16 protein-coding genes and 6 pseudogenes are annotated in these 21659 nt (G+C 68.7%); 19 read left to right on the top strand and 3 right to left on the bottom strand.

The window, feature by feature from the left end:
* The first annotated feature begins 51 nt into the window (after nucleotides 1-51).
* From proS to LRS04_RS21300, 4 genes and pseudogenes are all read left to right on the top strand, one after another.
* The gene (proS, locus tag LRS04_RS21315) at nucleotides 52-1371 is read left to right on the top strand and encodes a proline--tRNA ligase (RefSeq protein WP_257818099.1); all 1320 of its coding nucleotides are present in this window, start codon (nucleotides 52-54) and stop codon (nucleotides 1369-1371) included.
* Between the two features lie 18 nt (nucleotides 1372-1389).
* Nucleotides 1390-2663, top strand: a pseudogene (locus LRS04_RS21310) (lipoprotein-releasing ABC transporter permease subunit).
* Complete coding sequence (locus LRS04_RS21305; protein WP_257818098.1) at nucleotides 2656-3339, top strand: ABC transporter ATP-binding protein; 684 nt, start codon at nucleotides 2656-2658, stop codon at nucleotides 3337-3339. The pseudogene LRS04_RS21310 and the gene LRS04_RS21305 overlap by 8 nt, the downstream one beginning before the upstream one ends.
* 67 nt (nucleotides 3340-3406) lie before the next feature.
* Entirely contained in the window at nucleotides 3407-4762 is a 1356-nt protein-coding gene (locus tag LRS04_RS21300; protein ID WP_257818097.1) for an amidohydrolase family protein, read from the top strand.
* A 326-nt stretch (nucleotides 4763-5088) separates the two neighbouring features.
* Here LRS04_RS21300 and LRS04_RS21295 read toward each other — a convergent pair whose 3' ends face one another.
* Nucleotides 5089-5250: a hypothetical protein gene (locus LRS04_RS21295; RefSeq protein ID WP_257818096.1), complete on the bottom strand. Its 162-nt coding sequence runs from the start codon at nucleotides 5248-5250 to the stop codon at nucleotides 5089-5091.
* Between the two features lie 44 nt (nucleotides 5251-5294).
* On the opposite strand from LRS04_RS21295, the pseudogene LRS04_RS28380 reads away from it, so the two are divergent.
* From LRS04_RS28380 to LRS04_RS21285, 3 genes and pseudogenes are all read left to right on the top strand, one after another.
* Nucleotides 5295-5492, top strand: a pseudogene (locus LRS04_RS28380) (aminotransferase class I/II-fold pyridoxal phosphate-dependent enzyme); the annotation flags it as partial.
* A 106-nt stretch (nucleotides 5493-5598) separates the two neighbouring features.
* Nucleotides 5599-5742, top strand: a pseudogene (locus tag LRS04_RS28375) (hypothetical protein); the annotation flags it as partial.
* A 97-nt stretch (nucleotides 5743-5839) separates the two neighbouring features.
* Nucleotides 5840-5995 carry a hypothetical protein gene (locus tag LRS04_RS21285; protein WP_257818094.1) on the top strand — a complete coding sequence of 52 codons (156 nt, stop codon included), beginning with the start codon at nucleotides 5840-5842 and terminating at the stop codon, nucleotides 5993-5995.
* On the opposite strand, the gene LRS04_RS21280 is transcribed toward LRS04_RS21285, so the two are convergent.
* Nucleotides 5992-6420, bottom strand: a complete 429-nt coding sequence (locus LRS04_RS21280) for a VOC family protein (RefSeq protein ID WP_257818093.1) — start codon at nucleotides 6418-6420, stop codon at nucleotides 5992-5994. The genes LRS04_RS21285 and LRS04_RS21280 overlap by 4 nt on opposite strands.
* Before the next feature lie 10 nt (nucleotides 6421-6430).
* Complete coding sequence (locus LRS04_RS21275) at nucleotides 6431-7642, bottom strand: hypothetical protein (RefSeq protein WP_257818092.1); 1212 nt, start codon at nucleotides 7640-7642, stop codon at nucleotides 6431-6433.
* Between the two features lie 123 nt (nucleotides 7643-7765).
* Here LRS04_RS21275 and sidA point away from each other — a divergent pair, with 123 nt between their 5' ends.
* The 12 genes and pseudogenes from sidA (at nucleotide 7766) to bamA (ending at nucleotide 21654) form a co-directional block, all read left to right on the top strand.
* On the top strand, nucleotides 7766-7855 hold the full coding sequence (gene sidA / locus LRS04_RS21270) for a cell division inhibitor SidA (protein ID WP_257818091.1): 90 nt from the start codon (nucleotides 7766-7768) through the stop codon (nucleotides 7853-7855).
* 13 nt (nucleotides 7856-7868) lie between these two features.
* Nucleotides 7869-11335, top strand: a pseudogene (gene dnaE, locus LRS04_RS21265) (DNA polymerase III subunit alpha).
* A gap of 13 nt (nucleotides 11336-11348) precedes the next feature.
* Nucleotides 11349-11645, top strand: a complete 297-nt coding sequence (locus tag LRS04_RS21260; protein ID WP_257818090.1) for a hypothetical protein — start codon at nucleotides 11349-11351, stop codon at nucleotides 11643-11645.
* Nucleotides 11646-11823: 178 nt separating this feature from the next.
* On the top strand, nucleotides 11824-12723 hold the full coding sequence (gene rpsB, locus LRS04_RS21255; protein ID WP_257818088.1) for a 30S ribosomal protein S2: 900 nt from the start codon (nucleotides 11824-11826) through the stop codon (nucleotides 12721-12723).
* 93 nt (nucleotides 12724-12816) lie between these two features.
* Nucleotides 12817-13755, top strand: a complete 939-nt coding sequence (gene tsf / locus LRS04_RS21250; RefSeq protein WP_257818087.1) for a translation elongation factor Ts — start codon at nucleotides 12817-12819, stop codon at nucleotides 13753-13755.
* An 89-nt stretch (nucleotides 13756-13844) separates the two neighbouring features.
* A pseudogene (gene pyrH, locus LRS04_RS21245) lies at nucleotides 13845-14565 on the top strand (UMP kinase).
* 45 nt (nucleotides 14566-14610) lie between these two features.
* A complete protein-coding gene (gene frr / locus LRS04_RS21240) occupies nucleotides 14611-15177 on the top strand; it encodes a ribosome recycling factor (protein ID WP_257818086.1) in 567 nt (188 codons plus the stop codon).
* A 40-nt stretch (nucleotides 15178-15217) separates the two neighbouring features.
* A complete protein-coding gene (gene uppS, locus LRS04_RS21235; RefSeq protein ID WP_257818085.1) occupies nucleotides 15218-15991 on the top strand; it encodes a polyprenyl diphosphate synthase in 774 nt (257 codons plus the stop codon).
* Complete coding sequence (locus LRS04_RS21230; RefSeq protein ID WP_257818084.1) at nucleotides 15969-16811, top strand: phosphatidate cytidylyltransferase; 843 nt, start codon at nucleotides 15969-15971, stop codon at nucleotides 16809-16811. Before uppS ends, LRS04_RS21230 begins: the two co-directional genes overlap by 23 nt.
* On the top strand, nucleotides 16799-17995 hold the full coding sequence (locus LRS04_RS21225) for a 1-deoxy-D-xylulose-5-phosphate reductoisomerase (RefSeq protein ID WP_257818083.1): 1197 nt from the start codon (nucleotides 16799-16801) through the stop codon (nucleotides 17993-17995). The genes LRS04_RS21230 and LRS04_RS21225 overlap by 13 nt, the downstream gene beginning before the upstream one ends.
* 10 nt (nucleotides 17996-18005) lie before the next feature.
* Nucleotides 18006-19217, top strand: coding sequence for an RIP metalloprotease (locus LRS04_RS21220; protein ID WP_257818082.1), 1212 nt, complete (start codon nucleotides 18006-18008; stop codon nucleotides 19215-19217).
* Between the two features lie 29 nt (nucleotides 19218-19246).
* Nucleotides 19247-21654 (top strand): annotated as a pseudogene (bamA, locus tag LRS04_RS21215) (outer membrane protein assembly factor BamA).
* The last annotated feature ends 5 nt before the right edge of the window (nucleotides 21655-21659 follow it).

Raw genomic sequence — 21659 nt, 5'->3', positions numbered from 1 at the left:
CGAACGCTATCAGGGCCGCTCGCTGCCGCCTCAGGGACAACGATAAGACCGATGCGCCTCTCGCGTTACTTCATGCCGACCCTGCGCGAGGCGCCGTCGGACGCCCAGATCGTCTCGCACCAGCTCATGCTGCGCGCCGGCCTGATCCGTCAGGAGGCCGCCGGCATCTATGCCTGGCTGCCGCTCGGCCTGAAGGTGCTGAAGAAGATCGAGCAGGTGGTCCGCGAGGAGATGGACCGCGCCGGGGCCGTCGAGATCCTGATGCCGACGCTCCAGCTCGCCGACCTCTGGCGCGAGAGCGGCCGCTACGACGCCTACGGCGAGGAGATGCTGCGCATCAAGGACCGCCATGAGCGGGACCTGCTGTACGGCCCCACGGCGGAGGAGGTCGTCACCGATATCTTCCGGGCTTATGTGAAGTCCTACAAGGACTTGCCGAAGAATCTTTACAACATCCAGTGGAAGTTCCGCGACGAGCGCCGGCCCCGCTTCGGGGTCATGCGCGGCCGCGAGTTCCTGATGAAGGACGCCTATTCCTTCGACCTCGACGCCGAGGCGGCCAGGCGCTCCTACAACCGGATGTTCCTGGCCTATCTGAACATCTATGCCCGCCTCGGCCTGAAGGCGATCCCGGTTCGGGCCGACACCGGCCCGATCGGCGGCGACCTCTCCCACGAATTCATCATCCTGGCCGACACCGGCGAGAGTCAGGTCTGGGCCCACTCTGACCTCGTGGAGATGGGCGCGCCCGGGCCCGACATCGACTGGGAGGGCGACCTCCAGCCGCTCGTCGAGCAGCGCACCAGGCTCTACGCCGCCTCCGACGAGATGCACGACCAGGCCCGCTTCGAGTCCGAGGCCGCCGAGGACAAGCGGATGACCGCCCGCGGCATCGAGGTCGGCCACATTTTCTACTTCGGCGAGAAGTACTCGAAGCCGATGAACGCCAAGGTCGCCGGGCCGGACGGCAAGGACGTGGTCGTCCACATGGGCTCCTACGGCGTCGGCGTCTCGCGGCTGGTGGGCGGGATCATCGAGGCCAGCCATGACGAGGCCGGGATCATCTGGCCCGAGGCCGTCGCCCCGTTCGGCGTCGCCGTCGTCAATCTGCGCCCCGGCGACAGCGCCGTGGACGAGGTGGCCGAGCAGGCCTACCGGGCGCTCGCCGACCGCGGCAAGGAACCCTGCTTAGACGACCGCGACGACCGTCCGGGCGCCAAGTTCGCCTCCCTCGACCTCGTGGGCATCCCCTGGCAGCTCATCGTCGGCCCGAAGGGCGTCGCCGACGGCACGGTGGAGGTGAAGCGCCGCGCCACCGGCGAGCGCCAGACCCTGCCGCTCGACCAGGCCCTGAAGGTCATCTGCGCCTGATGGCCGACGCCACCCCCCATGGGCGGCCGCGCCCCGCCGTTCGGGCTCTGGGAGCGCATGCTCGCCGGCCGCTACCTGCGCGCCAAGCGCAGCCAGGGCGGGGTGGCGCTGATCTCGGTGATCTCCTTCATCGGCATCATGCTGGCGGTCGCCACGCTGATCATCGTCATGAGCGTGATGAACGGCTTCCGCTCGGAGCTGCTCGGCCGGATCCTCGGCTTCAATGGCCATGTGTTCGTCAGCGGCCCGGTGCTCGACGGCGACGCCCGCGACGCCGCCGTCCGCCGCGTGGTGAAGGTGCCCGGCGTCGTCCAGGCGGCCCCGATCATCGAGGCCCAGGCCATCGCCATGGGCCCGACACAGATCACCGGCGCCATCGTTCGCGGGATCGCGCCCGCCGATCTTCAGGCCACGAAGATCGTCTCCGGCAACATCACCCGCGGCTCGCTGCGCGAGTTCGGTCAGGGCGAGTTCGGCGGCGAGACCATCGTCGTCGGCGACCGGCTGGCCCAGGCGCTAGAATCATGCCCGGCGACGTGCTGACGCTGATCTCGCCCACCGGCGGGGCCACGGCTTTCGGCGGCACGCCCCTGCAGAAGGCCTACACGGTCGGCGCCACCTTCACGGTCGGCATGAGCCAGTACGACCAGGCCTACATCTACATGCCGTTCGAGCAGGCCCAGCTCTTCTTCGCCCGGGAGGGCACGGCCGACGTCATCGAGGTCAAGGTCGCCGATCCGGACAAGGCGGTCGGCATGAAGGCCGCCGTCCAGAAGGCCGCCGGCCCGCTCGCCATGGTCGCCGACTGGACCCAGCGCGACAGCTCGTTCTGGGGCGCGCTGAAGGTCGAGCGCAACGTCATGCGCCTGATCCTGATGCTGCTCGTGGCCATCGCCGCCATGAACATCATCTCGGGCCTGGTCATGCTGGTGAAGAACAAGGGTCGCGACATCGCCATCCTGCGCACCATGGGCGCGGGCCAGGGCTCGATCCTGCGGATCTTCTTCATGTCCGGCGCCGCCATCGGCGCGCTCGGCACCGTCGCCGGCCTCGCCATCGGGGTCGTCTTCTGCCTCTACATCGGTCCGATCCAGCAGTTCGTGGAGTGGGCGACGGGGCAGGCGGTATTCTCCTCCGACGTCTATTACCTCAGCCGCATCCCGGCGAAGGTCGACTGGGCGGAGGTGGCTCTGATCACCTCCTGGGCGCTGGGCATGAGCTTCCTGGCCACCCTGCCGCCGGCATGGCGGGCCTCGCGCCTCGATCCTGTGGAGGCGCTCCGTTATGAGTGAGACGGTCCTCTCCATCCGCGGCCTCGAGCGCACCTACGAGACCGCCGCCGGCGGCCTCACCGTGCTGAAAGGCGTCGACCTCGACCTCCAGGCCGGGGAGATCGTCGGCCTGATTGGCCCCTCGGGGTCCGGCAAGTCCTCGCTGCTCCACGCCGCGGGCCTGCTGGAGCATCCCAACGCCGGCCGGATCACCGTGCTGGGCCAGGACTGCACCGATCTCTCGGACCGCCAGCGCAGCCGCGTGCGGCTGGCGACCATCGGCTTCGTCTACCAGTTCCACCACCTGCTTCCGGAGTTCTCGGCGCTCGACAATGTCGCCCTGCCGCAGATGATCGCCGGCAAGGGCCGCCGACCGGCCCAGGCCCGGGCCCGGGAGCTGCTCGAACAGCTCGGCCTGAAGGAGCGCGTCCAGCATCAGCCGGCTCAGCTCTCGGGCGGCGAGCAGCAGCGGGTCGCCATCGCCCGGGCGCTCGCCAACAGCCCGCGCCTGCTGTTGGCCGACGAGCCCACCGGCAATCTCGATCCGACGACCTCGGCGGCGGTGTTCGAGAACCTTTACGCCCTGGCCCGCAGCCAGGGGGCCGCCCTGGTGGCCACACACAACCTCGAACTCGCCCGCCACATGGACCGGGTGTTCGCGCTGAAGGACGGCCACCTGGAACCGCACGCCGGCTAGCGGGGCCTGACGGCTGGACCTCGGAAGGCCGGCGGCTACAGTGCCTTCCGAACGGGGGAGTTCATCGATGCGTGCAAGGATCACCGCGGCCGTCGCCGCCATCGGGCTCATGCTGGCCCAGTCGGCCGCCGCCCAGGCGCCTCCGCCCGCCACCATCATACACGCCGGCGCCCTGCTGGCTAGGCCGGGTCAGCCGCCGGCGGGCCCATCCACCCTGGTGATCCGCGCCGGCAAGGTCGAGGCGGTGCACGCCGGCTTCCAGGACCCCGCCGCCGTCGGCGCGGCCGGAGCCCGCATCGTCGACCTGAAAGACCAGTTCGTCCTGCCCGGCCTGATCGACAGCCACGTCCACATCTTCAGCGACGATGACAAGCTGCGCGCCCGGGTGGAGGGCAACACCCGCGACATCGAGGACAACTTCGTCATCGGTCTCGACAATGCCCGGCGCACGCTGGAGGCCGGCTTCACGACCATCCGCGACCTGGGCAGCGACGCGCGCAGCGTCACCGCGCTCCGGGACGGGATCAACAACGGCCTCATCGCCGGGCCGACCATCCTGGCCGCCGGCCGTCCGATCAGCATCACCGCCGGCCACGGCGACCCGTCGAACAGCCTGAACCGCATGCTCTCCGGCCCGGTCCGGAGTGAATCGGACAACCTCTGCAACGGCCCCGAGGACTGCCGCCGCGCGGTCCGCGCCCAGATCGGCCAGGGCGCCGACGTGATCAAGTTCACCGCCACCGGCGGGGTGAACTCGAACATCGCCGGCGGGCTCGGCCGCCAGATGTTCGACGACGAGATGAAGGCCATCGTCGACACCGCCCACATGTTCGGCCGCAAGGTCGCCGCCCATGCCCACGGGACCGACGGTATCATCGCCGCGCTCAACGCCGGCGTGGACTCCATCGAGCACGGGACCTTCGGCACGAAGGAGACCGACGCCCTTTTCAGGAAAACCGGCGCCTGGTTCGTGCCCACCATGCTGGCCCCCCAAGCGGCGCTCGCCCAGGCGCGCGCCGGCTCTCGGAGCCGCGCCACGCTGGAGAAGGCCGAGATCGCGGCGAAGGCGGCGATGGAGAACCACCGGCGCGCCATCGCGTCCGGCGTGAAGATCGCGTTCGGCACCGACTCCGGGGTCTCCAGCCACGGCGACAACGGCAAGGAGTTCGCCCTGATGGTCCAGGTCGGGATGACGCCCGCCCAGGCGATCAAGGCCGCTACCGTGGACGCCGCCGAGCTACTCGGGCGCGCCGACGCCATCGGCAGCCTCGAGCCCGGCAAGGACGCCGACCTGATCGCGGTGGCCAGGAGCCCGCTTGCCGACGTCACCGAACTGGAGCGCCCGACCTTCGTCATGCGCCGCGGCGTGGTCCACAAGCTGGCCGGCGAGCGCCAGGGCTTCCCGCCGCCCGGCAGGCCCTGACGCCATCGCGGGCGCCGCCGCGCCTGCGCTGACGCTTCCGCGGGCGTTCCGGCGCCGCGGGATGTGCCCTGGACGCCTGGGCGCTGACCGGCCGCCCCCCGCCTGCCATCGTTTCGTCAGCACAAGCGGGGGATGTCGCCATGACCGTGAGCCGTCGGGAGTGGATGCAGGTCGCCGGGCTGGCGGCGACGGCGGTGGCGGCCGCGCCGGGCTTCGCGGCGGCGAAGGCCGCCGAGCCGGTCAACCTGTCGCTGAACGAGAACCCCTGGGGGCCCGGCCCCGTCCGCGGTGAAGGCCATGCAGGACAGCCTCACCCGCGTCAGCCGTTACGCCCATCCGGAAACCCAGCGGCTGGCCCAGCTCATCGCCGAGCGGCAGGGCGTCACCCCCGACATGGTGGTGATCGGCGCCGGCTCCAGCCCGATCCTGGCGGCCTGCGGCGAGTATTTCGCCCGGGACGGCGGCGAGCTGATCACCGCGCCGGCCACCTTCGAGACCCTCTACCGCGCCGCCGCCGGGCGGGGGCAAGGTCGCCTTCGTGCCCTTCGACGAGAAGATGCGCTACGACCTCGACGCCATGGCCGCCCGGGTCGGCAAGGCGACCTGCGGCGTCTACATCTGCAATCCGAACAACCCGACCAGCACGGTCGTGGACGCGGCGAAGCTGAAGGCCTTCGCCCTCGACGTCTCGAAGACCGCGCCGGTGTTCATCGACGAGGCCTACATCGACATGACCGACGCCTATCCGGCCGACACCACGGGCGAGCTGGTGCGGTCGGGCCAACGTCGTCGTCTGCAAGACCTTCTCCAAGCTCCATGGCTTGGCGGGCCAGCGGGTGGGCTACGCCATCATGCCGGCCGCGATGGCCGCGAAGGTGCGGCCGCGCGTCAGCGGCGGCGGCATGAACCGCCTGGGTATCGCCGCCGCCACCGCCAGCTATCTCGACCTGGGCTTCCAGGAGGAGATGCGGCTTCGTCTGATCCGCGGCCGCCGCCAGATGGTGGCCATGGCCGAACGGCTCGGTCTCGCCTACGCCCCCCGATCCCCAGGCCAACTTCATCTATGTGAAGACCGGCATGCCCAACGCCCGCTTCGTGGAGCGGATGCGCGGGGAGGGGGTGCTCGTGGTCGGTCGGGGTTTCCAGGGCTACGACGACTGGAACCGCATCTGCGTCGGCCAGGACGAGGAGCTGGCCGCCTGCGAGGCGGCGCTCAGGCGAGTGATGGCCTAGCCCGCGCCGAAGGTTGTGGAGCCGTCTTCGCCGATCACGCACTGCGGGTTCCAGGCCACCTCCCAGGTGTGGCCGTCCGGATCGCTGAAGTAGCCGGAATACCCGCCCCACGCCGCGTCTTCGGGTGGCTTGGTGATCGTGGCGCCCGCCGCCTCGGCTTGGGCGAAGGTCGCGTCCACGTCGGCCTTGCAGCGCTCGTTCAGGGCCAGGGTGATCCCGCTAAACGTCCCGTCGATCGGGCGCTTGGCGTCCTTCTCCAGTTCGTGGCGCAGGAAGAGGGCGAGGCCGAAGCCAGGCCGGAGCTCATAGAAGCAGACCTCGTCCATGGCCGTCTGCGCGGTCCAGCCGAGCCCGTTCTCGTAGAACCGGCGCGCCCGCGCCATGTCGGCCACGCCCAGGGTGATCAGGGATAGGCGCTGTTCCAAGCGGTTACCCCTAGCGTTGTTCGCGCGGACTGCGCGAGGCCTCCACATCGCCCGCGCCCATGCGGTCCAGTTCGTCGGCCAACGCCATGAGCGCCTTCGACGCCGGCTCGGAGTCGGCAAGCTCATACGTCTGGCGGACCTCGACGACGTAGTCGCCGCGCCGGGCGAACAGGACCACCTGCATCCGACCGTCCTTGTCGAGCCAATTGCTCCCGGCCTGGATCGCCCGCTTCGGTCCCATCGGCGGGAGCGAAATCTTGCGCGTGACCCCGGTGGCCTGCTGGGAGCGCGAGATCTCGTCGTTCCAGTAGCGCTTGTCGCCCGACGTATCCGGCGCGCGCATGACGAAGACGGAGAGGCCGGCGGTCTCGGTGGCGAGGTTGCAGCCCAGGTTGAGCCGTTCCTCGTCCGCGTTCAGCACCGACAGGCTCTGCCGCTCGAAGGCGCCGAACGCCGGCGGGCACCGGAAGCCGGACCCCTTGAACACGAAGTCGCCCTCATCGCCCTGGGACACCAGCCGGCCATCCGGCAGGAACATCGTGGCCATCTGTTCCCCGTTCAGGTCGGCGGGCCGGAAGATCTCGGCGCGCGGGCCGCTATCCGCCTCCAGGATCAGGGAGACGACGCCGCCGGCGAGGCTGTAGGCGGCCAGCGGGATCGCGTCGCCGATCTCCGCGTCCGTAATGTCGTCGGCCAGGGCTTCCATGGTCGGCGGCGCATCGTAGATCCGAGCGATATAGGCCACGCCGTCGGACAGGCCCGCGAGGTAGTAGGCCGGCCCCGTCGTCGTCACCGGCGAGGCGCCCCGGCTGGCGTGCCACGTCGCCGCGTCCGCCAGGTTCGGTCCACGCAGGAAAACGTATGAGGTCTCGGCGCCTTGGGCGGTGACGATGCGGAGCGGCGCGGTCCCGGCGCCGGAGTGGATGGTCCAGACGCGCTCTCCCGCCACGAACCGGGCGACGGGGCAGGCGAGCGCCGCCTCCACGTCGCCCTCCGTCCAGCCGGCTCCGGAACCGCTCATGGCAAGGAAGACGCCGCCGAGCAGCCCGGTCCGCTGGACCTCGTTGAGCGGCGCCGTCAGGGCTGCCGGCTTGCCTGTCCCTTGCAGCGCCGTCCCGCAGCCGCTTGTCGGCGCCGCCTGGAACATCTGCGCCCGCTCGGCGGCCTGTGCCGAGGTCTGTACGCCGAGAAGGGCAAGCGCAGCGATCAGCGCCCGGATCATGTGGAGCCTCCTGAATCCAGGCTCTGCAATAGCAGCTTGACGATGAGAACAAAAGCAGAATAAGAACGAATACAGAACGCCTAACCGGTCGTCCACAGACGGCCCACAGCAGGATCGTCGCACATGGTTCGTCTCGCCCGGGAATCACTGGCTTTTGCCTCGGTGGCCAGCTTTGTCTGGATGATGTGCGCGGTCGCGGCTCACGTGGGGTGACGCCGTGAGCCGCATGGCGGAGGCGGCGGGGTTGAGCGAGGACGGTCTGGGCTTTGTGCACCTGAGGGTCCGCTCCGCCTATTCGCTGCTGGAGGGCGCGATCAAGGCCGACAAGATCGGCGCGCTCGCCCAGGCGCAGGAGATGCCCGCCGTCGCGCTCTGCGACCGGGCGAACCTCTTCGGCGCCCTCGAATTCTCCGTCGCGACCAAGGGCGCGGGCGTCCAGCCGATCATCGCCTGCGCCATACCGGTCTCCGGCATCGGAGAGGGGCCCTCGGAGCGCTGGGCCAAGACGCCGACGGTCGTGCTGATCGCCCAGAGCGAGCGGGGTTACCTGAACCTCTGCGAGCTCTCCTCCATCGCCTATGTGGAGAATGACGGGACCGAGGGAGCCGCACGTGCCCTGGTCCCGGGTCGCGGAGCACGCCGAGGGCCTGATCCTGCTCTCCGGCGGGCCGGACGGGCCGGTCGACGCGCTGATGGCGAGCGGCAAGAAGGTCGAGGAGGGCCGCCAGGCGCTGCTCGAGATGAAGCGGGTGTTCGGGGGACCGGTTTTACGTGGAGCTCCAGCGCCACGGTGCGCCGGCCGAGGCCGCCGCCGAGGGCGAACTGGTGCGCTTCGCCTACGAGGAGGACGTCCCCCCTCGTCGCCACCAACGACTGCTATTTCGCCAAGAAAGAGATGTACACGGCGCACGACGCGCTTCTGTGCATCGCCGACGGCAGCTTCATCGGCCAGGACGAGCGCCGCCGGATCACGGCGGAGCACTGGTTCAAGGCGGCCGCCGACATGCGGGCGCTGTTCGCCGACCTGCCCGAGGCCTGCGACAACACCATCGACATCGCGAGGCGCTGCGCCTTCATGGTGCACAAGCGCGACCCGTTGCTGCCGCGCTTCCCTACCGAGGGCGGCCGTTCCGAAGCCGAGGAACTGGCCCACCAGGCCCGCGAGGGGCTGAAGCTACGCATGTCCCGCGGCCAGGCCAACTCCGCGACGGCCGAGGAATACGAGGCCCGGCTGGAGCGCGAGATCGGGGTCATCACCCAGATGGGGTTCCCCGGCTACTTCCTGATCGTGTCGGACTTCATCAAATGGGCGAAGGCCCATGAGATCCCGGTCGGGCCGGGGCGGGGCTCGGGCGCGGGCTCGCTAGTGGCCTATGCCCTGACCATCACCAACCTCGACCCGCTGCGCTATGGCCTGCTGTTCGAGCGCTTCCTGAACCCCGAGCGGGTCTCCATGCCCGACTTCGACATCGACTTCTGCCAGGAGCGGCGGGAGGAGGTGATCAACTACGTCCAGCAGCGCTACGGCCGCGACCGGGTGGCCCAGATCATCACCTTCGGCACGCTCAGGCGCGCGCGGTGCTGCGCGACGTCGGCCGGGTGTTGCAGCTTCCGCTGGGCCAGGTGGACCGGCTCGCCAAGATGGTGCCGGCCAATCCCGCCAATCCGGTGACGCTCGCCCAGGCCATCGACATCGAGCCGCGCCTGAAGGAGGCCCGCCGCGAGGACGAGGCCGTCGCCCGCCTGCTCGACGTCGCCCTGCAGCTCGAGGGTCTTTACCGCAACGCCTCCACCCACGCCGCCGGCGTGGTGATCGGCGACCGCCCGCTGACCGAGCTGACCCCGCTCTACCGCGACCCGCGCTCGGAGCTGCCGGCCACTCAGTTCAACATGAAGTGGGTGGAGAGCGCGGGCCTGGTGAAGTTCGACTTCCTGGGCCTGAAGACGCTGACGGTGATCGACCGGGCGCTGAAGCATCTCGAGAAGCGCGGGGCCCGCGTCGAGATGGACACTCTGCCGCTCGACGACGAGAAGACCTACGAGCTGATGAGCAACGCGCTCACCGTCGGGGTCTTCCAGCTCGAAGGGCAGGGGATGCGCGACACGCTCCGCCAGCTCCGCCCCAACTCCATCGAGGACGTCACCGCCATCGGCGCCCTCTATCGCCCCGGCCCGATGGACAACATCCCGGCCTTCGTGGACTGCAAGTTCGGCCGCAAGCCGATCGACACCCTGCACCCGACGTTGGCGCCGGTGCTGAACGAGACCTACGGCATCATCGTCTACCAGGAGCAGGTGATGCAGATCGCCCAGATCCTGGCGGGCTACAGCCTGGGCGAAGCCGACCTTCTGCGCCGCGCCATGGGCAAGAAGAAGAAGGAGGAGATGGACGCCCAGCGGGCGCGTTTCGTCTCCGGGGCCGAGAAGAACGGCATCCCGCCGGCCCAGTCGGGGGCGATCTTCGATCTCGTGGACAAGTTCGCCGGCTACGGCTTCAACAAGTCCCACGCCGCAGCCTACGCCTACATCAGCTACCAGACCGCCTGGCTGAAGGCGAACGCGCCCGTCGAGTTCTTCGCGGCGTCCATGAGCCTCGATATCGCCAACACCGACAAGCTCAGCGTCTTCTATCAGGACGCCAAGCGCTTCGGCGTGAAGATCTGCGCGCCGGACGTGAACCGCTCCGGCGCCGACTTCGAGGTGGAAAACGGCGAGGTGCTCTACGCCCTGGGCGCCATCCGCAACGTCGGCCTGCAGGCCATGCAGCACCTGGTGGAGATCCGCCGCGAGGGCGGGCCGTTCCGGGATATCTTCGACTTCGTCGAGCGCGTGGACCCGAAGCTGGTCAACAAGCGCACCTTCGAGACCATGGCCCGGGCGGGCGCCTTCGATACGATCCATCCAAACCGCGCCCAACTCGTGGAGGCCGCCGAGCTGCTGGTCAGCTTCTCCCAGACGGTCGCCAACCAGCGCGCCTCCGACCAGGGCGGGCTCTTCGGCGACAGCAACGACCACCTGGCCGAAGCCCAGAAGCGGAAGATGCCGAGGCGCGAGCCCTGGACGCCCACCGAGCGGCTGGACGAGGAGCTGGCGGCCATCGGCTTCTACCTCTCCGGCCACCCGCTGGAGGACATGGTCGAGGCCCTGCGCCGCAAGCGCACCGACCTCTACACCGACGCGGTGGCCAAGGCGCTCGCCGGGGCCGAGGCCCTGCGCATGGCCGGCATCGTCCGTCGCAAGCTCGAGAAGCCAGGCCGCACCGGCGAGAAGTTCGCCTTCGTCACCCTCTCCGACCCCACGGGCGAGTACGAGGTGCTGTTCCCGCCTGAGACGCTGCGCCGCTGCCGCGACTTTCTGGAGCCGGGCAAGGCCGTCTCGATCCGTGTCCGCGCGAAGGCCAGCGAGGGCGAGGTCCGCTTCTTCGGCGACGACGCCCAGCCGGTGGAGAAGGCGATCGAAAATGCGGTCGCGGGTCTGCGCGTCCACGTGGCGCCGCGCAGCGCCGAGATCGAGGCGCTGAAGAAGCGGCTGGAGGGCGTCACCGACCCGCGCGGCGGCGAGATCCTGCTGGTCGCCGGCCTCGGGGCCGGGCGCGAGATCGAGCTCAAGCTACCCGGTCGCTTTACGCTCAACGGCGCCGTCCGCGGCGCGCTGAAGACCGCGCCCGGCGTGGTCTTTGTCGAGGATCTCTAGAGAGGGGGAACGGATGCGTCGTCTCGCCCTGATCTGCGCCGCCGCGGCGCTCGCCGCGTCCCCGGCGCTCGCCCAGGGGACCTTCAACGGCGGCGCGAAGTCCGGCGGCTACGGGACCTTCGCGCCGGGCCTCCCCAAGCCGAAGGCCTACGAACCGAAGCCCTACGCCCCGCCGAAGCCGCCCCCCGTCGGCCCCCGGCCGAGTGCTCCGACGGAGCCAACTTCTCCGGCCTTCAAGCCCTACGAACCCTGGAAGCCGTCCGGCGCGACGAGCCTCTACGGCCCCGACGGCAGGCCGAAGAAGAAGTAGCGGTCCAGGCTGTCCGCCCGCCGGCTTGATTTTCCGGCGCTTTCACCCTACATGCGCCGGTCCAATCCACACGCAGGTGTGCGGCTGGGTCGGGGAGACATCCCGTCCTATCCGTTCCGGTCCTCTTCGGAGGGTTTGCCTGCGGCGGTTCAACCGGAAGAAAGAGAAGACACAGACGATGGCTCTGCCTGAATTTTCCATGCGCCAGATGCTCGAAGCCGGCGCGCACTTCGGCCACCAGACGCACCGCTGGAACCCGAAGATGGAGCGCTACATCTTCGGTAGCCGCTCGAACATCCACATCATCGACCTCTCGCAGTCGATCCCGCTCCTCCACCAGGCCCTGGTGAAGGTCCGCGAAGTCGCCGCCTCGGGCGGCCGGATCCTGTTCGTCGGCACCAAGCGTCAGGCTTCCGAGCCGATCGCCACGGCCGCGCGTCGCTGCGCCCAGTACTATGTGAACCACCGCTGGCTGGGCGGCACGCTCACCAACTGGCGCACCGTGTCGGGTTCGATCGCGCGCCTGCGCGAGCTGGAAGGCCTGGTCGAGGGCGAGGGGCAGGGTCGCTCCAAGAAGGAGCTGCTGACCCTGAACCGTGAAAAGGACAAGCTCGAGCTCAGCCTCGGCGGCATCAAGGACATGGGCGGCATCCCCGACCTGATGTTCGTGATCGACACCAACAAGGAAGCGATCGCGATCCAGGAAGCCCGGAAGCTGAACATCCCGGTGATCGCCATCCTCGACACCAACTGCAATCCGGACGGCATCACCTATCCGATCCCCGGCAACGACGACGCCGCGCGCGCCATCCAGCTCTACTGCGACCTGATGGCCGACTCGATCCTCGACGGCCTGGCCGCCGGCCAGGCCGCCTCGGGTGTCGACCTCGGCGCTTCGGAAGCTCCGGTGGAACCGGCGCTGGCCCGCGAGCTGGCCCCGGAAGCCGCTCCGGCTGAGCCCGAGGTCACCGCGCCGGAAGCCGCGGCCCTCGAAGCCGAGATGACCGGCGCCGAAGCCCCCGCCGAGGAAGCCCCCGCGGCCGCCTCGGAAGCGTCGAGCGAAGAACAGGCCGGCTGAGCGCGGTTTCCGCGTTCGACCGACACAAGACCTTGATGGCGGGCCTCCATGCTGGGGGGCCCGTCCTGACCTAGAACTCTGAAGGAGCTGACCATGGCGGAAATCACCGCTGCGCTGGTCAAGGACCTGCGCGAAAAATCCGGCGCCGGCATGATGGACTGCAAGAAGGCCTTGCAGGAGAACAACGGCGACGTCGAAGCGTCGATGGACTGGCTGCGCACCAAGGGCCTGTCCAAGGCCGCCAAGAAGTCCGACCGCGCCGCCGCGGAAGGCCTAGTGGCCGGCCTCGTGTCCGGCGACGGCAAGAAGGGCGTGCTGATCGAGCTGAACGCCGAAACCGATTTCGTGGCCAAGAACGACAAGTTCCAGGCCGCGGCGCGCAACATCGCGGCCACCGCGATCGCGCTGAACGGTCTCGACGGCCTGCATGAGGCGAAGACCTCGGACGGCGAAGTGATCGGCGACGTGATCACCAACCTGATCGCGACGATCGGCGAGAACATGCGCCTGCGCCGCACGGCCGAGCTGAAGGTCGAGCAGGGCGCCGTCGCCCTCTACCTGCACAATGTGCAGGGTGAAGGCGTGGCTCGCCTTGGCGTGCTCGTGGCGCTGGAAGGCGCCGGCGATCAGGCGAAGCTGAAGGACGTCGGCCGCCGCATCGCCATGCACGTGGCGGGCACGCCCACGCCGCCGCTGGCGCTGAACTCGGACGAGCTCGACCCGGCGGTCGTGGCGAAGGAGCGCGAGATCCAGACCCAGACGGCGATGGAATCGGGCAAGCCGCGCGAGATCGCTGAGAAGATGGTCGAGGGCCGCATCCGCAAGTGGCAGGAGGAAGTCGTCCTCCTGAAGCAACCCTTCGTGATGAACCCGGACCAGACGATCGAGCAGCTGATCGCCGAGACGGCCAAGGAAACCGGCGCGCCGGTGACCGTGAAGGGCTTCGTGCGCTTCGCTCTCGGTGAAGGCGTCGAGAAGACCGAAGGCCCGGACTTCGCCTCGGAAGTGGCGTCGATGACCGGCCAGGCCTAAACACGGTCTGACGAAAACAAGGGCGCGGCCGCGTCGACGCGGTTCGCGCCCTTGGTATATCTACTCCCTGCCATAGTTCTGGATCGCCCATGTCCGACGCCACGCCGCGCCCCAAACGTGTCCTGCTCAAGGTGTCGGGCGAAGCCCTGATGGGGGGATCAGGCGTTCGGCATCGATACCGGCGTGCTGGACCGCACGGCCGAGGACATCGCCGAGGTCGTGAAGTCGGGCGTCGAGCTCTGCCTGGTGATCGGCGGTGGCAACATCTTCCGCGGCGTCTCGCTGGCCGGCCGCGGCATGGAGCGGGCGCAGGCCGACTACATGGGCATGCTGGCCACCGTGATGAACGCGCTCGCGATGCAGGGCGCGCTCGAGAAGATCGGCATCTACACCCGCGTCCAGTCGGCGATCCCGATGGAAGCGGTGTGCGAACCCTACATCCGCAGGCGCGCCCTGCGTCACCTGGAGAAGGGGCGCGTGGTGATCTTCGCCGCCGGCGTCGGCGCGCCGTTCTTCACGACGGACACCGGCGCGGCGCTGCGGGCCGCCGAAATGGGCTGCGACGCGCTCTTCAAGGGCACCAGCGTGGACGGCGTCTACACGGCCGACCCCAAGAAGGACCCGAGCGCCCAGCGCTACGAAACCCTCGACTATCAGACGGTGCTGGCGAAGGACCTGCGGGTCATGGACGCCTCGGCCACCAGCCTGATGCGCGACAGCGGCATCCCGATCGTGGTCTTCTCGATCCGCGAACGGGGTAATTTCATGAAGGTGCTGAACGGGCAGGGGGTCTATACGACCATCGCTTGATCGGCGCGTTACACGGATCAAGGTTCAAGAGACGGGAGAACGTCCATGGCCACGACGGAAAAGCCGGTGCTGTCCAGGTACAGGGATCGGATGGACAAGGCGGTCGCCGCCTTGAAGGAAGAGTTTGGCGGCCTGCGTACCGGCCGCGCGTCCGCGAGCCTGCTCGATACGATCCACGTGGAGGCCTACGGCTCCTCCATGCCTTTGAACCAGGTGGCCGCGGTCAGCGTGCCGGAAGCCCGCATGATCTCGGTAAACGTCTGGGACCGCGGCATGGTGGTGTCGGTCGAGAAGGCGATCCGCTCGTCGGGCCTGGGGCTGAACCCGGTCGTCGACGGCCAGAACCTGCGCATCCCGATCCCGCCGCTCACCGAGGAACGCCGCAAGGAGATCGCTAAGATCGCCAGCAAGTACTCCGAGCAGCAGCGCATCGCGGTGCGCAACGTGCGCCGCGACGCCAACGACGACCTGAAGAAGGCCGAGAAGGACGGGGCCATCAACCAGGACGAGCACAAGAAGATGGAAGCCGAGGTGCAGAAGATGACCGATGAGGCCATCAAGCGCATCGACGAAGCCTTGAAGACCAAGGAACAAGAGATCATGCAGGTCTGACGACCTGCCGACCGTCCCGCGTTCCAGGAAACCAAGCCGCATGGCCGCCGAGAAACAGTCCCCGACCGCGGGCGCGCCTGCCGAGGAGGCAGGTTCACCGCTGCACGTGGCGATCGTGATGGACGGCAATGGCCGGTGGGCGAAGAAGCGCGGCCTGCCGCGCACCCTTGGCCATCGGGCCGGCGTGGATGCGCTCAAGCGCACAGTTTCGGCGGCCGCCGAGCTCAATGTCCGGTGGCTCACGGTCTTCGGATTCTCGACCGAGAACTGGAGCCGGCCGGCCGCCGAGGTCGCCGAGCTGATGGCGCTTCCGAAGCGCTATTTCGAGACCGACATCGCCCGTCTGGAACGGGAGGGGGTCCGGGTCCGGGTGATCGGCCGGCGCGAGGGCCTGTCGGCGGAGCTGGTGCGGATCATTGAGGACGCCCAGGCGCGCACGGCGCACAACGACCGCTTCTTCCTCAACATCGCCTTCAACTACGGGGGCCAGGCCGACATCGTCGACGCCGCCCGCCGCTTCGCCGCGGAGGTGGCCTCCGGCCGTGCACGGCCGGAGGACCTCACCGAGCAGCTCTTCGCGAGCCACCTCGCCACCGCCGGCTCCCCGCCGCCGGACGTGATCATCCGGCCTTCGGGCGAACAGAGGCTGTCCAACTTCCTGCTTTGGGAGGCGGCCTATGCCGAGCTGGTCTACCAGGACGTGCTCTGGCCCGATTACGGCCATGAGCACCTGAAGGCGGCCCTCGAGGCCTTCGCGGGCCGGGATCGGCGATATGGGGCCCTCGCGGCCGATGACGTCCTTGCCGCCGGCTAGGCGCTTCGACTGGTCGAACCTGGGCCTGCGCGTCGCTTCGGCCGTGGTCCTGGTGCCGGGCTCCCTGTTCGCGACCTGGGTGGGCGGCTGGATCTTCCTCGTCCTGATCGCGGTGGCGGTGGCGCTGCTCTCCATCGAGTGGGGCGGCATGAGCGCGCCCTACGCGCCCGTGCGCGTCTCTGCGGCCGTGACGGTCGCCGTGCTCTCGGCTGTATTCCTGACGCACTTCGACAAGTTTGCGATCGCCTGGCTGGCCGTGCTTGTTGGGGCCGCCGCGTCCGCCCTCGTGGCCCGCGGCGTGTCGGAACGGCCCGCCGACGCGGCGTTCGGCGTCTTCTACATCGCGCCGGCCTGCATCTGCCTCATCTGGCTACGTGACACCGACCAGACGATGTCCGCCCAGGGCCACTGGTGGACGCTGATGCTCTTCGCCATGACCTGGGCCGCCGACATCGGCGCCTATGCGGTCGGCAGCACGCTCAAGGGCCCGAAGCTGTGGCCCCGCTTCTCGCCGAACAAGACCTGGTCCGGCTTCCTAGGCGGCCTTGCCGCTGCGATGGCCGTGGGCGCGTCCATGTCGATCTGGTCGGTCTTCCAACTGAACCCGTGGGCCGCCGCGCTGATCGGGCTTCTCGTGGGCCTCGCCACCATGGCCGGAGACCTCTGGGAATCCGCCATCAAGCGGCGGTTCGGCGTGAAGGACTCCGGCGACCTGATCCCCGGCCACGGCGGCCTGCTGGATCGCGTCGACGGCCTCATGTTCGCCGTGGTGGTGATGTCTGCAGCCCGCCTGGTCAATCATTGGGGGTGGGGACATTGAGCCTGCCGCGCAAGGTCGCCGTCCTCGGCTCTACCGGCTCTATCGGGGTCTCGACCCTCGACCTGTTCGACAAGGCCGAGGTGGAGGTGGAGGTGACGGCGCTGGCCGCCGGCCGGAACGCCGAACGCCTGGCCGAGCAGGCCCGCCGCTGGCGGCCGCAGCTCGCGGTGATCGAGGACGAGAGCAAGCTGCCGGAACTCCGCGAGCGTCTGGCCGGCTCCGGCATCAAGACCGCCGCCGGTGCCGCCGCGGTCGATGAGGCTGCGGCCTCCGACGCACAGTGGGTGATGTCGGCCATCGTGGGCTTTGCCGGCCTCGCCCCGACGCTCGCCGCCGCCCGCTCGGGCGCAGTTGTGGCGCTGGCCAACAAGGAAAGCCTGATCTGCGCCGGGCCCTCTCTGCTGCGGACGGCAAAGCTGGCGGGCGGGACGGTGATCCCGGTGGATTCCGAGCACTCGGCGATCTTTCAGGTTTTCGATCCGGCCAACGCGCACAACGTAGAGCGCCTGATCCTGACGGCGTCCGGCGGCCCGTTCCGCGGCTGGTCGCGCGAGCAGATGGCCCATGCGACGCCGGCGCAGGCGCTGGCCCACCCCAACTGGAACATGGGCGCCAAGATTTCGGTCGATTCCGCGACCATGATGAACAAGGGCCTGGAGGTGATCGAGGCCGCCTACCTGTTCGCCATGCCCGCGGAGCGCGTCGAAGTCTTGATCCACCCGCAGTCGATCGTCCACAGCCTGGTCGAGTACCAGGACGGCTCGACCCTGGCGCAGCTCGGGCCTCCGGACATGCGGGCGCCGATCGCCTGCGCCTACGCCTGGCCCGACCGGCTGCCCTGGCCGGCCCAGCGGCTCGACCTCGCCAAGGCTGGCCAGCTCACCTTCGAGACGCCCGACCTGGACCGGTTCCCGGCCTTGCGCCTGGCCAAGGAGGCGCTGGCCGCGGGCGGCCGGGCGCCTGCGGTGATGAACGCCGCCGACGAGGTGGCCGTCGCCGCTTTCCTTGACCGACAATTGGGCTTTCTCGATATTGCCCGCGTCGTTTCCGAGACTCTCGACCGGATGGCGGGCGAGAGTCTGACGGCGGGCTCCGGCGACGCGCTGGAGGACGCCCGCGCCACGGATGCGGCGGCGCGTCGCGTCGCGAACGAGGTTGTGTCCGGTCTTATGGCTTCGGCCTGATGGAGTCCCGATGATCGGCTTCGTGCAAACCGCCCTGATCTACATCGTCCCGTTCCTCATCGTGCTTGGCGTGGTGGTGACGGTCCACGAGCTCGGCCACTTCCTGGCCGCCCGCTGGCTGGGGACCAAGATCGACCAGTTCTCGATCGGCTTCGGCCGCCCGATCGCCCAGTGGCGTGACCGCCAGGGCGTTCAGTGGCGGGTCGGCTGGCTGCCGCTCGGGGGCTTTGTGCGCTTCGCCGGCGACGACAACGCCGCCAGCGTGCCCGACAACGACGACCTTGAGGCCCTGCGCCGCGACCTGGTGACGCGCGAAGGCGAGGGGGCGCTCGGTCAGTACTTCCACTTCAAGCCGATCTGGCAGCGCGCGGTGATCACCGCCGCGGGCCCGTTCGCCAACTTCCTCCTGGCGATCGTGGTCTTCGCGGGGCTGCTGATGGTCATGGGCGAGCCCAGCCAATCGGCGCGGATCGCTCGGGTGGAAGCCAATACGCCCGCCGCGCGCGCCGGCCTGATGCCGGGCGACGTGATTCTCGCGGGCGAGGGGCGGCCCATCAAGACCCCGGACGCCGTCAAACAGCTGATCGTCCTGCGCAGTGGCGTGCCGACCGATTTCACCGTCGATCGCGGTGGCCGGATCCTTGACGTCGTGGTGACCCCCGAGCGTGGCGACGTGGTCGATGGTCTGGGCCGTGTGCAGCGCCTCGGGCGCATCGGGATCGCCTTCGCCGACAGCCCGGTGAGGTTCGAGCGTGTGGGCCCGGTCGGAGCGCTGTTGGGCGGCGTGGAGCGCACCGGCGACGTGATTACCACGACGGTGTTCTACATCGGCCGCATGCTCTCGGGCCGCGAGACCGCCGACCAGCTGTCCGGCCCGCTCGGCATGGCGCAGATCTCGGGCGAGCTGACCAAGCAGAACGTCGAGGTCGCCCCGGACATGAACGCCTTTGTCCGCAATGGCGTCCTGACCATCCTCGTCCTGGTCGCGAACATTTCCGTGGGCATCGGTTTCCTGAACCTCTTGCCGATCCCCGTGCTCGACGGCGGCCACCTGCTCTTCTATGCGTACGAAGCGCTCGCCCGGCGCCCACTTGCTGCCAAGGTTCAGGCGGCAGGGTACAGGGTGGGCCTTGCGCTGGTGCTGGGACTGATGCTGTTCGCGACCTGGAACGATCTGCAGCGCCTGCGTGTGTTCAATCTCTTCGGCGGGCTATTCTCCTAGCCACCCGATTTTCCCAAACGGCTGATTCGATGCACCAACACCGCGCCCGTCGCGCTGCGCTTGCCACAGGCCTTGCCTTGCTTCTGGGCTCCACGGCCCTGGTCGCCCCAGGAATGGCTCTTGCCCAGGACCCGGCCGCGCAACCGGCGGTTCCGCCCGCCGAGGCGTCCGGCACGGTTCAGCGGATCATCGTGCGCGGCAACGAGCGGATCGAGCAGTCGACCGTCGTCTCCTATCTGCCGATCCAGCCCGGCGAACCGGTGAACGCCGAGCGGCTCGACCTCGCCCTGAAGACGCTCTTCCAGACGGACCTGTTCTCCGACGTGAAGATCGACTTCCAGGCCGGCGACCTCATCATCACGGTCGTCGAGAACCCGATCATCAACCGGGTGATCTTCGAGGGGAATTCGGGCCTCAAGGGAAGACAAGCTCCGCGATGAGGTGAGCGTCCGCCCCCCGCGGCATCTTCACCCGCGCCAAGGTGCAGGCCGACGTCCAGCGGATCGTCGAGCTTTACCGCCGCTCCGGCCGGATCTCGGCCAACGTCACGCCGCAGATCGTCGAACTGCCGCAGCGCCGGGTGGACCTGATCTTCAAGATCGAAGAGGGGCCGAAGAGCGGCGTGCTCAACGTCAACTTCCTCGGCAACCGCGAGTTCTCGGACAACGACCTGCGCGATGTGGTCGTGACCGAGCAGTCGCGCTGGTACCGGTTCTTCTCGAACAACGCCAACTACGATCCGGACCGCCTGGAGTACGACAAGGAGCAGCTGCGCAAGCACTATCGCAACCGCGGCTTCTACGACTTCCGCGTCGTCTCCGCCGTCGCCGAGCTGGCGCCGGACAAGAACGGCTTCGTGGTCACCTACACGCTCGACGAAGGCCGCGAGTACAAGTTCGGCAAGGTGGGCGTGGAGACCGAGCTGCAGAAGCTCGACAAGAACGTCCTGACCGCGCTGGTGCCGCTTCGCAGCGGCCAGACCTACCAGGACGAGGCGATCGAGCAGGCGACCGACGCGTTGACCTTCGCGGCCGGCGCCGCGGGCTTCGCCTTCGTGGACGTGCGCCCGCGCTACACGCCGAACCGCGAGACCGGCCTCGTGGACGTGACCTTCCAGGTGAACGAAGGTCCGCGCGTCTACGTCGACAGGATCGACATCGTCGGCAACACCGCCACCCTCGACTACGTGATCCGGCGCGAAATGAACGTGTCGGAAGGCGACGCCTACAATCGGGCCCTGGTGGACCGTTCGCGTAACCAGATCCGCTCCCTCGGCTTCTTCAAGGAAGTGGAGATCACCGAGGTGCCGGGCTCTGCGCCCGACCGCACCGGCCTGCGCGTACAGGTCGAGGAGCAGCCCACGGGCGAGCTGTCGTTCAGCGCCGGCTACTCCTCGGTAGACCAGCTTGTCATCGACCTCGGCGTCACCCAGCGCAACTTCCGCGGCCGCGGCCAGAACGTGCGGGCGCGGGTTTCGCTCGGCTCGCTCCGCCAGCAGGCGGACTTCTCGTTCACCGAGCCGCGGTTCCTGGGACGCGACCTCGCGGCCGGCCTCGACGCCTACTACTACAAGTACGACCTCACCGAGTACTCGGCCTACAAGACTGAGTCCCTCGGCGCCGGCACGCGCCTGAGCTTCCCGCTCAGCCTCAACTCGCGCGGCAGCCTCGGCTACACGCTCCGGACCGACGACGTCTCGATCGACGATGCGCTCTGCCAGCAGGGCTTCGTGTCGTCGGTGATCTGCGACCAGCGCGGCTCGTTCCTGACCTCGCTGATCAGCTACGGCTATCGCCTCGACCGCCGGAACGACTACCTGAACCCGACGCGCGGGTTCTACGTGGCGGCCAACCAGGACCTGGCCGGCCTCGGCGGCGACGTGAACTACCTGCGCACCGAGCTCGACGGCGGCTGGTACTATGGCTTCACCCGCGACTTCATCCTCAGCGTCACGGGTTCGGCCGGCTACATCGACGGCTGGAGCAGCGACAACGTCCGCATCAACGACCGCTTCTTCAAGGGCGGCACCAACTTCCGCGGCTTCGAGACCGCCGGCGTCGGGCCGCGCGACACCTCGCTCGGCCGTCAGGACGCGCTGGGCGGCAAGGCCTATGCGATCGGCACGGTGGAACTAACCGTTCCCACCTTCCTGCCGGACCAGTACGGCATCAAGGCGGCGCTGTTCACCGAGTTCGGCACGGTCGGCATGCTGGACGACGTGGACAAGCTCTGCCCGTCCGATGGCGGCGAGGTTTGCCCGCCCGGGACAGAGAACCCGTTCATTCGGGACGATCTGTCGCTGCGCGCCGCTGCAGGCTTGAGTATCTTCTGGCGATCCCCCATGGGACCGATCCGCTTCGACTTCAGCCAGATTTTGGCCAAAGAAGACTACGACAAGACCGAAACCTTCCGGTTCTCCACCTCAACCAGGTTCTAGCATCA

This window comes from Phenylobacterium sp. J367, assembly GCF_024699985.1.
In the GTDB taxonomy this organism is placed as follows: Bacteria; Pseudomonadota; Alphaproteobacteria; order Caulobacterales; family Caulobacteraceae; genus Phenylobacterium.
Note: the sequence above shows the minus strand (reverse complement) of the source record. Positions and strands in the feature narration are given on the sequence as shown.